The organism is Candidatus Binatia bacterium, assembly GCA_036382395.1.
GTDB lineage: Bacteria > Desulfobacterota > Binatia > HRBIN30 > HRBIN30 > JAGDMS01.
The window spans coordinates 1-13810 of the sequence record DASVHW010000329.1 but is presented as its reverse complement, the minus strand read 5'-3'; the positions used below and the strand labels follow the sequence as shown (position 1 = coordinate 13810).

At 65.5% G+C, this 13810-nt stretch carries 14 protein-coding genes; 10 read left to right on the top strand and 4 right to left on the bottom strand.

The features are described 5' to 3' along the window. From VF515_15755 to VF515_15740, 4 genes are all read left to right on the top strand, one after another. The coding region (locus VF515_15755; GenBank protein ID HEX7409085.1) for a sugar phosphate nucleotidyltransferase at positions 1-1038 on the top strand (1038 nt) is incomplete at its 5' end. A 139-nt stretch (positions 1039-1177) separates the two neighbouring features. Then, positions 1178-1528: a nuclear transport factor 2 family protein gene (locus tag VF515_15750; GenBank protein ID HEX7409084.1), complete on the top strand. Its 351-nt coding sequence runs from the start codon at positions 1178-1180 to the stop codon at positions 1526-1528. Positions 1529-1614: 86 nt separating this feature from the next. Further along, positions 1615-2466, top strand: coding sequence for a tetratricopeptide repeat protein (locus VF515_15745; GenBank protein ID HEX7409083.1), 852 nt, complete (start codon positions 1615-1617; stop codon positions 2464-2466). Between the two features lie 52 nt (positions 2467-2518). Beyond that, positions 2519-5938, top strand: coding sequence for an adenylate/guanylate cyclase domain-containing protein (locus VF515_15740; protein HEX7409082.1), 3420 nt, complete (start codon positions 2519-2521; stop codon positions 5936-5938). 25 nt (positions 5939-5963) lie between these two features. Here VF515_15740 and VF515_15735 read toward each other — a convergent pair whose 3' ends face one another. Then, on the bottom strand, positions 5964-7592 hold the full coding sequence (locus tag VF515_15735) for a glycosyltransferase family 39 protein (protein HEX7409081.1): 1629 nt from the start codon (positions 7590-7592) through the stop codon (positions 5964-5966). Positions 7593-7956: 364 nt separating this feature from the next. Here VF515_15735 and VF515_15730 point away from each other — a divergent pair, with 364 nt between their 5' ends. The 5 genes from VF515_15730 (at position 7957) to VF515_15710 (ending at position 9981) form a co-directional block, all read left to right on the top strand. Continuing rightward, positions 7957-8343 carry a PspC domain-containing protein gene (locus VF515_15730; GenBank protein ID HEX7409080.1) on the top strand — a complete coding sequence of 129 codons (387 nt, stop codon included), beginning with the start codon at positions 7957-7959 and terminating at the stop codon, positions 8341-8343. Positions 8344-8361: 18 nt separating this feature from the next. Beyond that, the gene (locus VF515_15725; GenBank protein ID HEX7409079.1) at positions 8362-8880 is read left to right on the top strand and encodes a sigma-70 family RNA polymerase sigma factor; all 519 of its coding nucleotides are present in this window, start codon (positions 8362-8364) and stop codon (positions 8878-8880) included. Further along, positions 8877-9353: a hypothetical protein gene (locus VF515_15720; GenBank protein HEX7409078.1), complete on the top strand. Its 477-nt coding sequence runs from the start codon at positions 8877-8879 to the stop codon at positions 9351-9353. Before VF515_15725 ends, VF515_15720 begins: the two co-directional genes overlap by 4 nt. Continuing rightward, positions 9350-9661 (top strand): PspC domain-containing protein, encoded by a 312-nt coding sequence (locus VF515_15715; GenBank protein ID HEX7409077.1) that lies wholly within the window; start codon positions 9350-9352, stop codon positions 9659-9661. The genes VF515_15720 and VF515_15715 overlap by 4 nt, the downstream gene beginning before the upstream one ends. An 83-nt stretch (positions 9662-9744) precedes the next feature. Continuing rightward, on the top strand, positions 9745-9981 hold the full coding sequence (locus VF515_15710) for a SelT/SelW/SelH family (seleno)protein (protein HEX7409076.1): 237 nt from the start codon (positions 9745-9747) through the stop codon (positions 9979-9981). Between the two features lie 6 nt (positions 9982-9987). On the opposite strand, the gene VF515_15705 is transcribed toward VF515_15710, so the two are convergent. The 3 genes from VF515_15705 to VF515_15695 are packed head-to-tail and all read right to left on the bottom strand — an operon-like array spanning position 9988 to position 12119. Beyond that, complete coding sequence (locus VF515_15705) at positions 9988-10383, bottom strand: YkgJ family cysteine cluster protein (GenBank protein HEX7409075.1); 396 nt, start codon at positions 10381-10383, stop codon at positions 9988-9990. Positions 10384-10392: 9 nt separating this feature from the next. Continuing rightward, positions 10393-10545, bottom strand: a complete 153-nt coding sequence (locus tag VF515_15700) for a hypothetical protein (protein ID HEX7409074.1) — start codon at positions 10543-10545, stop codon at positions 10393-10395. Positions 10546-10589: 44 nt separating this feature from the next. Further along, entirely contained in the window at positions 10590-12119 is a 1530-nt protein-coding gene (locus VF515_15695) for an alpha/beta hydrolase domain-containing protein (GenBank protein ID HEX7409073.1), read from the bottom strand. A 112-nt stretch (positions 12120-12231) separates the two neighbouring features. On the opposite strand from VF515_15695, the gene VF515_15690 reads away from it, so the two are divergent. Then, on the top strand, positions 12232-13530 hold the full coding sequence (locus VF515_15690; protein HEX7409072.1) for an alpha-glucosidase/alpha-galactosidase: 1299 nt from the start codon (positions 12232-12234) through the stop codon (positions 13528-13530). The last annotated feature ends 280 nt before the right edge of the window (positions 13531-13810 follow it).

Here is a 13810-nt window from a genome sequence, read left to right as displayed (position 1 = left end):
CCGAAACAGCTCTTGTCGATCGGCGGGCGCCATACATTGCTGCAGGAAACCGCGCGGCGACTTCTGCCGATGTTTTCCTGGAAGTACGTAATCGTCGTCACGAATGAAAAGCAGGCTCCCGAGGTGCGCCGGCAATTGCCGCGCCTGCCTGCGGAGAACATTCTGATGGAGCCCGTCGGCCGCAACACGGCGCCTTGCCTGGTTCTGGCCGCAGAATGGATCGCCGCGAGGGAGCCCGATGCGCTGATGGTTAGCGTGCCCGCCGATCACGTCATCGACAGCGCACCGGCCCTGCGGCGCACGCTGGGCACCGCCTGCGCCATCGCCGCCGCGGAGGACGCGCTGGTGACAGTGGGGATAGAACCGACCCGGGCGGAAACCGGCTACGGCTACATCGAGTTGGGAGAAGCCGTGGGCCGGCGTACGCCGGCGGCGCATTGGGTGCGGCGCTTTCATGAGAAACCATCCGCGCCGGTGGCGCGCCGCTACCTCGCCGACGGCCGGCACCTGTGGAATTCGGGGATGTTCGCGTGGCGCATCGGTGTCTTTCGCGCCGCGCTCGAACGCTACCTGCCGCAAACTCTCCGGGCATTGGAGGGGGTGTGGCTGGCGCATGCCGGCAGCCGGGGAAAACCGACGGCGCCCACAGCGCGACTGCGACGCATCTACCGCAAGCTGGCGTCGATATCGGTGGATCTCGGCATCATGCAGCCGCTCTCGGTAGCGGGCGACGGCGGCTTGCGAGTAGCGGTGGTGCGCGCCCGATTCGGCTGGAACGACGTCGGCAGCTGGGCGGCCATGTCCGACGTGTGGGGTTCGGATAAGACGGGAAACGCCGTCAGGGGAAAGGTTCTGGCGGTGGCCGCGCGTGATTCAATCGTCTACTGCCCCGAACGTCTGGTGGCTCTGGTCGGCGTTAACGACCTCATCGTGGTGGACAGCGCCGATGCCTTGCTGATCTGCGCCCGCGATCAGGCCCAAGACGTGCGGAAGGTCACCGACGAGCTGAAACGACGTGGCTGGTCCCGATATCTGTAAGGGTGGCAGGAGCTTACCAGCCGGACTAGGGCGGGCGCGCCGACTCGGATGCCGGTGGCTCGTGCTGGTTGCAGCGTTGTCGGCCTGTGCCTGTCATTCGAATCCGTCGCCGCATCCGCTCCGCTGGGCGAAGGCGTGGGTGGACTCCCTCAATAGCCACCGCTGGGCGCAGATTGGCCCGCTGCTGGAGCCGTCAGGGACGTACGAGGACCCGATTGCGGGCGGGCCTTTGGCGGCAACGATGGCCGGGTTCTACTGGGCGGGCATGTGGACCAGGTTTCCGGAGCTGCGCTTCGCGGTGCAGCGGGTCACCGGTGATGGGTCCGAGGTGGTGGTCGAGTGGACGGTGGACGGGATTCCGGGGGTGACGCCGGCGCCGAGTGGTGTCTTCGTGCTTCGGCTGCGAGGAAACTCGATCGTGAGTGTGCGCGGCTATTACAATGCCCTGCCGTTCCTTTTCAACGGCGGAAAGTCCGCGCTGGTCCGGTAGTCCTCGCCTCGTCCGTGAATCGGTGATAGTGTCCCGGCGCGGCTCTGGAGAGGGACGCGAAATCGCTCTGTGCAGCCCGCCCATCGATGGCCTCTGCGAACGTCTTTCGAACCAGTGAAGTGGCCCGTATTCTCGGTACGACCCCGCAGCGCGTGCGGACGATGGTGCGGTTTGGTTTGGAGCGGCCGGCACGGCGCGGGCGGGCGCTGGAGTTCGGCTTTCAGGACCTGGTGCTCCTGCGGGCCGCGCACGGCCTGCTGAAGGCGGAAGTGCCGCCGCGACGCGTGCGGCTCGCGCTCGCCGAGTTGGCCCGGCAACTGCCGCCGAGCCGGCCGTTGTCCGGAGTGCGCATCTATGCCGACGGCCGCCAGGTGGTCGCACGCGACGGTCGCGCGGCATGGCAACCCGACAGCGGGCAGGTGGTCTTCAGCTTCGCCGTGGACGAGTTGGCGCGCCGGGCCGGCGTCGTGGTGCCGGTGCAGTGCCGGCGCAAGCGACGCTCGGCGCCGTTGCGAGACCCCAGGGAAGAAGCGATGGCCTGGTTCGATCTGGGTCTGGCGCAGGAGGGGAAGGATCCGGCGGCCGCGCGCACCGCCTATCGCCGCGCCTTGGAGTTCGATCCCAAGCTGGGCGATGCCTACATCAATCTGGGTCGGCTGACGCACGAAAGCGGCGACCTCGCCGAGGCGGCGCGCCTCTACCACCTGGCGCTGGAGTGTGACCCGAACGACCCCATCGGTCACTATAATCTGGCGTTGGCGTTGGAGGACCAGTGTGACACGACCGCCGCGCTGTCTCACTACCAGCGTGCCGTGTCGCTGGATCCGGTCTTTGCCGATGCGCACTTCAACCTCGGACGCCTGCTTGAACGGCTCGGCCGCCACACGCAGGCGATCCACCACTTGCTGCGGTACAAGAAGCTGAGCGGAGACGGCTAGCGCGCCGTCGGGTCGTCTTGACTCAGCCTTGGTTCAAGGCGAAGGTTTCGCAATGCACTGCGTCAATTGCGGTACCGAACTGATAGCGGGGAAGCCCTTCTGTCATGTCTGCGGGAGTGCGGCGGTGCCGGGCTGCCCGAACTGCGGCGCCAGGATCGGGCCTGGATTCCAGTTCTGCCCCGACTGCGGATTTCGGCTGGCGCAGGGGAGCGGCGCGGCAGCGAACCTGGCGCCGGAGATCGGGCCGCGAAAGGACCAGCGCGCCAGCGGATTGGCGAAGCACATTCCCGAGGATCTGGCCGAGAAGATTCGCGCCGGCACCGGCGCCATGGTTGGTGAGCGCAAACTGGTGACGGTCCTCTTTTGCGATCTTGCCGGCTCAACGGCCATCGCGGAACGGCTTGACCCGGAGGAGTACCACGAGCTGTTGGAGCAATATCTGGAGCGGGCGTTGCGCGAGATCTATCGCGTCGAAGGCATCGTCAACCAGCTCGCCGGCGATGGCATGATGGCCCTCTTCGGGGCGCCGCTGGCGCACGAGGACGCTCCGGAGCGCGCGGTGCAGGCGGCGTTGGGCATCCGTGACGCACTCGGCGCGTTGAATGAGCAGCTGCCGGCGCGGCGCGGCGTGCAGCTGCTGGCGCGCATCGGTATCCACACCGGTCCGGTGGTGGTTGGAACCGTCGGCAACGATTTGAAGATGGACTACACCGCTATCGGAGACACCACGAACCTGGCGTCCCGTCTGGAGTCGCTCGCCAAACCGGGAACCGTGCTTGTCAGTGAGGCGACGCGCCGGCTGGTGCGTGGCTTGTTCGAGATGCGGGCGGTCGGCCCGTTCGAGGTCAAGGGCAAGCGGCGTGCGGTCACGGCCTACGAGGTGATCGGCCGGAGCCGGCTGTCGACGCCCATGGCGATCGCCGCCGAGCGTGGCCTGACTCCTTTGGTGGGCCGCGACCAGGAACTGGCGCAGCTCAGCGCCTGCTTCGAGCGCCTCAACGGAGGTCTGGCCCAGGTGGTGGCGGTGGTCGGCCCGGCGGGCAGTGGGAAGTCGCGGCTGCTGTACGAATTCAAGCAAGGACTGGCGGCGGAGGAGGTTGTCTTTTTCGAAGGGCGATGCTCCTCGCTGAGCCAAGTGGCGCCGTACGCCCTCTGGATCAACATGCTGCGGCAGTACTTCGATCTGACGCCAGGGGAGTCATCCGAATGCGCCTGTGACAAGATCGCGCAGAAGGCCCTGGGGTCGGACGATACGGCCAAGGAGCTGTATCCGTACCTGTGCCGGCTGCTGGCGCTTCCCGCCGAGCACCTTCCCGATGTTCCCCTGGAGGAGGTCAAAGGTAAGACGTTCGAAGCGGTGGCGCAGTTGGTGGTCAGTGCCAGCAAGCGGGCCTCCGTGATCATGTTGCTCGAGGATCTGCAGTGGATCGACGAGCCGTCCAGCGAGATGCTCGATGTGGCGGTGGCCGGCTTGCAGGGCCGGCTCATGCTGGTGGTGAGTCACCGGCCCGATTATCGACCGGCATGGCGAACCCACGCCGCGTTTACGCAGCTCAACCTGCGCGCGCTCTCCGATGCCGACACGACCGAGATCATCGGCGCACTGGCCGGTGGGCGCCTGCCGGCCGAACTGGAGCGGCGCATACTGGTGAAGGCGGAAGGCAATCCGTTCGTTGCGGAAGAGATCACCCGCGCCTTGATCGAGGAGGGGGTGCTGCTGCGCGGCGACGGACACGTGCGCCTGACGCGCCCGATTGCCGATGTCCGCATTCCCGACACCGTGCAGGAGCTGATCGGTGCGCGCCTCGACCGGCTCGGTCCCCACGCCAAGCGTGTCGTCCAGGTTGCGGCCGTGCTCGGGCGGCAGTTTCAGCGGGCACAGTTGGAAAAGCTGCTGGAGAGCGAAGGCCTGGACGTGGCCGGCGCGCTGGAGAAACTGGAGAGCGTCGGCGTCATACACCGGAAGAACATTCTGTCGACCGACGAATTCCGTTTCGGCGAAAGCCTGACGCAGGAGGTGGCGTACGAAGCGCTCCTCCTGAAGGAGCGGCGGCGCTTGCACGGGCGTGTTGGTTCCGTGTTGGAAGCGGCGCCGGGCGATATGACGGCGGAGCGCACCGCGCTGATCGCGCAGCACTTCGCCTTGGGCGATGATCGAGAGAAAGCGCTGGCGGCGTTGCTGCGGGCGGCACGTGATGCGGTGGAGTTGCCGTGGTACCCGGCGGCGCTGCGGTTCTACCGGCAAGCGTGGGAGTTGGCGGACGCGGCCCTGCCGGAAGGACAAGAGGCGACCGGACCGCTGGCGGCGGCGCTGCTCGAGGCGGCGCTGGGGTTGTGTCGCGGGGTCATTCTGTATGGATCGTCCGATACCGGCATCGAGAAGCCGGTGCGCCGGGCGCGGGCATTGGCCGAAGCCCTCGGGAATGCGGAGGCGCTCGCGGCCGCGTGCACCTTCCACGGTTTGCTGATCATGAGCGGTCCGCGGGAGCAGTTCAACGAGGGCTTGCCCCTGGTCGAGGAGGGGGTGCGCGTGGCACAGGGCGCTGGGCTCGCGCTGACGGCGATCAGTGTGTCGCGCGCGCTGGCGTTCGCGTACGTGTACGCAGGGCGCTTCGACCTCGGCATGCGGACCATCGACTGGGCGGTGAGCGAGCTGGAGCGCCTGGGACAAAATGAGCAGCTTTCGGATCTCTACCTCGGAGCGTGCTCGATGCGCGAGTCGCTGCGGTACTTATGCGATGACCTGCAAGGTGCCCAGCAGGGTGCCGTAGGGACGTACGAGCAGGCGGTGCGGGCTTCCAATCGGACAATCCAGTGCATGACCGCCGCGACCGTGGCCTCGGTACACCTGGCACGCGGAGAGTACGCCGAAGCGCGGCGGTGGGCGGAGACGAGCCTGCAGGTTGCGGAGGTCATCGGCAATGTCGCCATCGTCCGCACGGCGGCGGCGCTGGCGCTGGCGGCTCGCGTCGAGCTGGGTGAGACGCCGCCGCTGCCGCGGTACATGGAGCTGATCGAGCAGGGATACGGCGCCCGGAGCGACATGGCACTGAAGAGCCTGCTGGTGGTTGACACCCTGCTGGCGGTTGGAGAGTCGGCGCGGGCCCGTCGGTTTGCTGAGACGGCGTACGCCCATGCCGGCGGCCGGCTGCGCCAGGCCCTCTGCGCGACGGCCCTCGGTGACGTTATGCTGCGCCTCGGGGAGCAGCAGTGGAATGATGCCGAGCAGCGGTATCAGGAGGCCATCGAACTGGCACAGCAGATCGGGGCGCGTTCGACACTGGCAGCGGCGCAGCTCGGGGCTGGGGAATTGGCGGCAATACGAGGTGATCGAGAGCAGGGCCGGCAGCTGTTCATCGAGGCGCTGGCGACGGCGCGGGAACTGGGCTTCGGCCGGCTTCAGACCCGGGCCGAGCGTTTACTGGAAAACCTCAACGCCCCCGACGATGCCCGGCAGGCGGGCGCGCAGTAATCTCGTTGCCCGGCCGCAGACGAATCTATTTGATCCCGAGCGCCGGTTCTGGGATAAGCCGCGACGCTTTGGTCTTCATGATTACGATATCCGAAGAAACGAATGTGCCCGGGATTGTGGCCACCACGCTCACATGCTCGGGAAGCGAAACGCCCAGGTAGGGTCCGTACGCATTCGAAAACGTGGCCGGGGACGCCCGCCAATACGGTTGGTAATCGAGCACGTAGGTGAGCTGTGCCTGGTCGATATAGGCCCACAGGCGCCGGTGCCGGATGGCGGTAAAGGCATCGGTGTTGACGACCCCATCCAAGTTGATCACCGTTCGTTCGGGATTCCAGTAGGCCATGATGCCGGCGTTGAACGCGCCGATCTTGGCGGACGGATCGGTGTGCTCGCCCAGCCAGCGCGCCGCCGTCAACATCTCGCTTTGCCAGGGATAGAGGCCGGTCCTCCAGCGGGTGCCAAAGCCGACGACGTTGATGCCGGCGATGACGAGCACGACGACGGCACTCGCGATCGTAGTGCTGCGACGCGGTGCCGCCCTGTGGAGGCTGGCGAGTAGCACGCCGAGGTAGAGCGCGGAGAGGAATGCGACCGGCACGAAGTACCACCCACGAGGATACAGCCGGTACGAGGAGTGAAACAGCACGAGCGCAAGCAGCACCGCTGCCATGAAGTTCAGTTGGCCGAGCTGCCTCCGCAGCGCGAAATCCTTCTTGTAGTCCGAAACAGCAAGTGCAACGACGGCCAGGACAAAAGGCAACGGCGGCCACGGCGTGCCGGAGTACGACAACGCCAGCCGGATCCCTTCGAGGGTTTGTCCCACTACCCATCGGGCAAGCGAGTCGGTACCAAGGGCCGGAACGATGTTTCCGCGGATTACGAACGGCACAGCCAGGCCGCTGCTCTGGATGGGCGAGCCTGCCCGCAACGCAGACCACAGCACCCACGGCATGACGACGACTGACGCCGTGACGCCGGCGATCAGCACGAGCCGTACCCACGCCCGAGGAGTCCGGCCGGCGCGCAGGGCGAGTAGGAGGACCACGAACAGCAACACGTTGTCGGTGCGCGCCAGTGCCGTCAGCCCGGCGAGTAATCCCAGGGTGAGCGCCCGCCTGTTGTCCCAGACGTTGTCGCAGGCGAGGTAGTACCACGCCATGGCGGCGAAACAGAGATTGGCCACCGCCGTTTCAAGGCCGTTGAGAGACTCGACGACGACCCAGGGGTTGAACGCATAGAGGGCGACGGCCAAAGCGGCGGCGAACCGGTCGCCCGTCAGTTGTGCCGTAATGGCGTACACGAACAGCAGGGTGGCGAGACTCAGCAACGTCGACAACGCCAGCGCCAGATGGATCGGCAACTCGGGATTGCCGGGAAACAGATAAAAGAACGGCGTAATCAGCACCAGCCACAGCGGATGAAAACCGTTGGTCGCCGTTAGCCCATCGAAGGTGACGCCGTCCCCCTGGGCCAGATGCCGGGCGATCTGGAAGTAGTAAAAGGCATCGTCGGGCAGGGATTTCTCCACCAGGATGGCGACGCTGGTCCACGCCAGGCACAGGCGGGTTCCGGCCGTCGCTACCACGGCCCCGAAGACTGTCCACGTAGCGATCCGTACGGCTACGGGCCGCTCAGGGCGCGCGCGGAACATTATTGGACCGAGGTCAATCTTGTTCGCGCGTTTGGCGTGCCAGCCACGCGGCGCGGCAACCGCGATTGCGACAGAACCAACGCCCCGCGTCACTGAAGGCGGTGACACACTCTGATCTGCCGTCGCGGAGCTTGACGACGGGGTGTCGCTCGCCGCAGTGCTCGCATGTCACCAAACGCCCGGGAGTGCGGCCTTGCCCCCGGTGGAAGGTGCGGAGTTCAGTTACCGTGCCCATACGCTGCTCCGGGATCGACTATCATTGCACTGACGAGCGCACAATACTGTAGAGGTCCAGCCAGACGCCCGCACGCGGTGAACCTTTTTCATTGCGGGACGTATTACGGTGCAGGAAGGGAGCGAGAAAATGGCGGAGACGAAACCATGCCCCTATTGCGGGGAGGAGATTCGGGCCGAGGCGATTCGCTGCCGGTACTGTCGGAGTCGGCTCACCTCGTTTGATCCATCTCGCTGGCACCGGAGCCATCCGGAGGCACGGCTGGCGGGGGTGTGTGCCGCACTGGCGCACGTGCTGGCGGTGCCTGTCGCCTTGGTGCGCCTGGTATTCGTCGTGCTCACCTTCATTCATCTGCTTGGTCCGTTGCTGTATGCCGGTCTGTGGGTAGTCATCCCGCGAAGTCCAGGGGAAGATTCGCTGCTGGAGAGATGGCTGCAGGAGGCGCTGGCGCTTACCCGCAAGTTCAGCGGGCGCGAGGATAAACCGCCGCCGCCGGTTGATCCCTCGGCCCATTGATCATGCTATGCGGGAGTGATGGCGACAGATGAAGACCTCATCGGCCAGGTGGCAGGGGGTGACGAGCTGGCTCTCCAGGAGCTGCTGCGGCGCTACGAACGCCCGCTGTCACATTTCATCTACCGGCACACCGCGGGACGCGAGGTTGAAGATCTGTACCAAGAGACCTGGCTGCGCGTGGTCGGCGCGGCAGAACGCTTCGATCCGGGGCGGCGATTCTCGACCTGGCTGTTCCAGATCGCCGTCAATCTGTGCCGTGACTGGCACCGGCGTGGGGGGGCCGATGCGGTCCCGACGCCAGATGCCGCGGAAGCCGCCGTCGACCTGGGTCGTGCCGAAGCCGGCATGGACGCTGCCCGGCTGCTGGCCGTGCTCCCCCAGCTGCAACGTGAGGTGCTGATCTTGCGCTACTTTCACGACCTCAGCGAAGAGGAGTTGGCGCTTATTCTGGATTGCCCGAAAGGCACCGTGAAGAGCCGCTTGCACAACGCCCTGGCCCGCTTGGCTGCGCACGTCCGAACGGAGGAGGAGCGGTGAGCGAACAGGTATTCCACGGTGGGCAGGGGGTGGCCGACGGGGCAGCGCGCCTGACGGCGCATGCAAGGGAGTGCGAAGAGTGCCGGGTGTCCCCGCTGCCGCTCGGTCGTATGGCCGTGCTTCTCGATTCCGCGCCCGCGGACATCGACGCCGCCGGCATGTCGGCGCGGGTTGTGCTGCGGCTGCGCGGCGAGTTGCAGGCGGTGCGTGGCATGTCATGGCGCCGCGTGCTGGTCCAGCTGTTGCGGGCGTTGCTGCCGCTGCCGGCGGTGTTGGCGGTTGATGCCTGCGTGCTTGGCGCGGCGTATTGGTTGGGAAGTGCCGTACTTCCAAGCGCCGTGGTCGCGTATGTGGTGCTCAGCGGCGCGGCGTTACTCGTGTTTGTCTTTGGGCTCACCTACGCGGCCGTGCCGCTTCTGATGGCGCGGCAGGCGGCGGGCGTGAGCCCGAGTGTGTGGGTGAGAGAACGATGAAACGATGCCCCTATTGTGCCGAAGAAATTCAAGACCAGGCGGTGAAATGCCGCTATTGCAGCAGCTTGTTGGAGAACTCCGTCCTGTCGGGCACGTGGTACCGTTCCCGCAGAGGGAGAATGATCGCAGGGGTGTGCGCCGGCCTCGCGGAACAGTTTGGCATATCGGTGACGGCGTTGCGGTTAGCGGCGGTTCTCTTCACCGTAATCGGATTTGGATGGGGCATCCTCGTCTACGTCGTGCTGTGGGTCATTATGCCTTACCGGTCGACGGAAGTCGGGAAGGGCGAGCTGGTGCCTCGAGCGTGACGGCGGTTTTCGAGGTGAAGGCGTGCCTGCTTGTCGGGAGCGCCTGACCTTCATATAGTACTGGTGGGTAAGGGGAGCCAACGATGCAGGTGTCGATCACGTGGTGTGTGCCTTGAAACTACTTGCCGCGCGCGACCAGTTTGGCCGCGTCATTGAAAGAGCGATTCGGGGTGGAGGCGGAACTCATCCGCGGCAAGGGCGGGGTGTTTGACGTCGAGGTCGATGGCAAGCTGGTGTTTTCGAAGCACGATCTCGGCCGCTTCCCGGAGCCCGGCGAAGTGGAACAGGCGATCGAGAAATTGCGTTCGCAGAAGGCGTAGGGCCGCTCAGAGCTCCGGGCGGCGAATCACGATCTCCAAGACCTGATCAACGGCGTAGCTGCAATCGGCGTCGGCCAACGTCATCAGACGAGGCGGCTGGCCGTACCACGGATAGCCACGACAGACGAGCGGACGCTCTTCGTAGGCTGTGCACCGGCCGTCCTCGCCGAGCTGGTCGCAACGGTAGAGGTGCGCGTCCGCCGACAAGCGGCTCGTATAGAAGGGGTTCCGCCGCGTCGCCTCGTCGCCTGTCAGGGAATGCCAATGCTTGGCGGCAAAGGCCGCATCGGAAGGGATGCCGAGAACGCCGGTCAGCGCCGCGGTCGCCATGACCTCTTCGGGTGATTGCGCCAGCGTCAACACGCGGCAGCAGGCGCCGCATTGGTTGCAGTTTCCCAGCATCGGAGGCTCTCACTTCATGTACTGGGTCATCCACCGCCGTCCCAGGTACACCCCAGCCGCGGTGCCAACCACACTCAGACAATATGCCGTCATGAAGCCGACGTAGGAACCGAGCCACCAGCCGAAGGCGCCGCCGACAGTTGCGGTGATGAAGGTGATCACGAGTTGTTCGCGACAATCGGACGGCTGAGGCTCACCGGCCGCGGTTACGACGCGGCGGCGGCTTTCATCAGCTCCGCGTCGGGCTGGAGAATGAAGCCGGCGCTCACCGCCCGGTCCGTCGCTGCGTTGAACGCCGAGACGTAGGCGCTGTGGTCGGGATACAGTGCGGCCAACGTCGTTGCATCGAACGGCTTGGTGGTCCCAAAGAGCACGCAGAGGATCGACCCGGTTTGTCCCTGACCCGAGAGCGCCGCGATCGGCACGTCCACCTGCGGCGTACGAATGCCGCCGAGGGCGTTGCCGTTTGCATCGTGCACGATCGCGATCGACGCGCCATCGACCACCTCAAGACGCGGAGCGAGCGGCGGAGGCGTTCCGTGCCGCACCCACTGGTTGAGCGCCGCGATGGCGGCGTTCAGCACGAAGTGCTGCGGTCCGGAGTTGATCGGCGTCCTGCACTTGAGCGCGGGGAACGCGGGTACCGGCATCGTGGTGACGACGAGCTTTGCCGCATCGGGCGAGTCGCCGCGATCGGTGGTCCCGACCCCGAGCGTGTAGGTGTCGGCGTGCGCCGTGCCGGCCACCTCCCAGAGGCGGAAGCGGTCGGTGTCCGGCTGTCGCGCCGAGAAGTACCCGAGGAAGGTGAGGTCCGTTTCAGTCTCGAAGGTCAGCACCGGGACATCGAGGTCGTTGCGGATCTGTGCCGTGGCGGGCACCGTGATCGCCGGCTGTGGCGCTTCCGATAGTGGAGCGATACTGTAGCTGTTGCCGCCCCGACTGTGCACCAGGAACCCATCGTAGATGTCGGCGAGCGGATGAATCGCGTTGATGTACGTGACCAATCGAAATGCCGACTGCGAGTCCCCGGTGGCGATGACCGTGCTGACCTTCAGGTCGCCGAGAGGGCTGCTGCCCGCCGGGCGTCGAATCGCTTGAGCGGCCTGCGAGAACATGTCGTACGAGAAACTGTCGCCAGGATGAACGAGCGACCCATACCGCTCAGGGTCCGTGGTCTTCAACGGAATGGGCGGTAAGCCCGGGATGACCGCAGGGCCGCCTTCCACTCCGACGCGCTGGGCCGAGACGCCCACCCAGGCGAAGCCGTCGCGGATGAGCTCGGTATGATCCGCGATCCAGTCGGCCGCAGAGTCGAGACCGCCGCTGACGTTGAGCCATTCCACAACGACCGTGCCGTTGAACTTCTTCGGCTCGATCGGGCGATACACGAGGATGCGCGTCTTGTAGGCGGCTGTGTCGCCGCGTCTGACTGTCCAGTTGCCGTCGGTGCCCAAAGGGCCGACGTTGGCGTAGGCGGTCGCCGTCCCGGAGATGAAGTACTCCGCCTCGGAGTAGCCGACCTCGGCGAGATCGAAGGTCGTAGAGGCGATGAACGGCATCCCCTTGCCGCCGGTGATCGGCCCTTCGATGGTTGGGCTGGGCACGCTGCCACCGCGTGTGGGGTTCGACATGTCGTCACCGTCACCGCATCCGATCGCCACGGCCAGCAACCCAACGAGCGCCGGAAGCGCCATGCCGAACCAACGTCGCCCCACCGCAGTACACGTAGCTGACATTTGGGATTCTCCTGACCGGTTGTAGTCCGGATGGGAAGGCTCTGACAAGGGATGGTGTAGCCGCGAGCCGATTGAATTGTGTCGGCCTCACGCGCTAGGCTCGACGCCCACGATGGCCAAGATCGCTCTCATCGGTGCCGGTAGCGTCGTGTTTGCCAAGAACCTCATCGGCGACATCCTGAGTTTTCCGGAGCTGGCCGACGCGCACATCGCTTTGATGGACATCGACGCCGACCGCCTGCACACCGCGGAGCGCATGACGCAGAAAGTGGCCGCCGCGCTACAGGTGAAGCCGACGATCACGACACATAGGGAGCGGCACGGTGCCTTGGCTGGGGCCGACTACGTCATCAACACCATCCAGGTCGGCGGTTACCGGCCCTCGACGGTCATCGACTTCGAAGTGCCCAAACGGCACAACCTGCGCCAGACGATCGGCGATACCCTCGGCGTTGGCGGCATCATGCGCGCCTTGCGCACGGTTCCCGTTTTGCTCGAGATCTGCCGCGATATGGAGGCGGTTTGCCCGCAGGCCTGGCTGCTGAACTACACCAATCCCATGGCGATGAACTGCTGGGCCCTGTCGCGCGCGACGCCGATCCGCACCGTCGGCCTGTGCCACAGCGTGCAGGGCACCGCCATGCAACTGGCCGACGACATCGGCGTGCCGTACCGCGAGATCACCTACCAAGCCGCCGGCATCAACCACATGGCCTTCTACCTGCGCTTCGAACGCCGCGGCGAGGACTTGTACCCGCTGATTCGCAAGGTGGTGGCCGACGGCCGTGTCCCGGCGAATAACCGGGTGCGTTACGAGATGCTGACGCGGCTTGGCTACTTCGTCACCGAGTCGAGCGAACACTTCGCCGAATATACGCCGTACTTTATCCGCCGCGACCGTCCCGACTTGATTGAACGTTTCGGTGTTCCGCTTAACGAGTACATCACTCGCTGTGAGTTCATGGACGGGTTCTGGGGGAACATGAGGGCGTTTTTCGAAAGCGAGGAACCGATCACGGAGATCGAGCGCAGCCACGAGTATGGCGCCTTGATCATTCACAGCCTGGAGACGGGAACCCCTCGGGTCATCTACGGCAACGTACCCAATCGCGCATTGATCGCCAATCTGCAGCGCGGCTGCTGCGTCGAGGTGCCGTGCCTGGTGGACGGCAACGGCGTGCAGCCGACGCGGGTCGGCGCGCTTCCGCCGCAGCTTGCCGCCCTCATCATGACCAATGTGAACGTGCAGTCGCTGGCGGTCGAGGCGGCGCTGAGCGGGAAGCGCGAGCATGTGTACCACGCCGCAATGCTCGACCCGCACACCGCGGCCGAGCTGACCTTGGACGAGATCTGGCGCCTGGTCGACGACCTGATCCTGGCGCACGGCGATATGATCCCACCGCTGCGGTAGGAGTCCTGAGTCTGTGAGGAAATTGGTACGAAGGCAAATGAGATTTCGTCAGCACACTCTGTGTGAGCGGCAGAAGGTCGCCAATGGTGGTATAGGCTTCCAGCCTGTACCAGTGAACGTGCGGCCGAACGGCCGCCGCGTTAGTACAGGCTGGAAGCCTATACCACCGGCATTGCGCCTCTTTGGCGCAACCCAAGGCGGATTCGCCGTGGTCGCGGACCACGCATTCCCTCACAGCCTCTGAGTCCTGAGTTTCGAGGGCTGAGATGGGTAGCGAGGA

Excerpts from the sequence above, each read along its gene's own strand:
- VF515_15745 (HEX7409083.1), top strand. The coding sequence starts at position 1,615 with ATGGCCTCTGCGAACGTCTTTCGAACCAGTGAAGTGGCCCGTATTCTC.
- VF515_15740 (HEX7409082.1), top strand. The coding sequence starts at position 2,519 with ATGCACTGCGTCAATTGCGGTACCGAACTGATAGCGGGGAAGCCCTTC.
- VF515_15735 (HEX7409081.1), bottom strand. The coding sequence starts at position 7,592 with ATGTTCCGCGCGCGCCCTGAGCGGCCCGTAGCCGTACGGATCGCTACG.
- VF515_15730 (HEX7409080.1), top strand. The coding sequence starts at position 7,957 with ATGGCGGAGACGAAACCATGCCCCTATTGCGGGGAGGAGATTCGGGCC.
- VF515_15725 (HEX7409079.1), top strand. The coding sequence starts at position 8,362 with ATGGCGACAGATGAAGACCTCATCGGCCAGGTGGCAGGGGGTGACGAG.
- VF515_15715 (HEX7409077.1), top strand. The coding sequence starts at position 9,350 with ATGAAACGATGCCCCTATTGTGCCGAAGAAATTCAAGACCAGGCGGTG.
- VF515_15705 (HEX7409075.1), bottom strand. The coding sequence starts at position 10,383 with ATGCTGGGAAACTGCAACCAATGCGGCGCCTGCTGCCGCGTGTTGACG.
- VF515_15695 (HEX7409073.1), bottom strand. The coding sequence starts at position 12,119 with ATGTCAGCTACGTGTACTGCGGTGGGGCGACGTTGGTTCGGCATGGCG.
- VF515_15690 (HEX7409072.1), top strand. The coding sequence starts at position 12,232 with ATGGCCAAGATCGCTCTCATCGGTGCCGGTAGCGTCGTGTTTGCCAAG.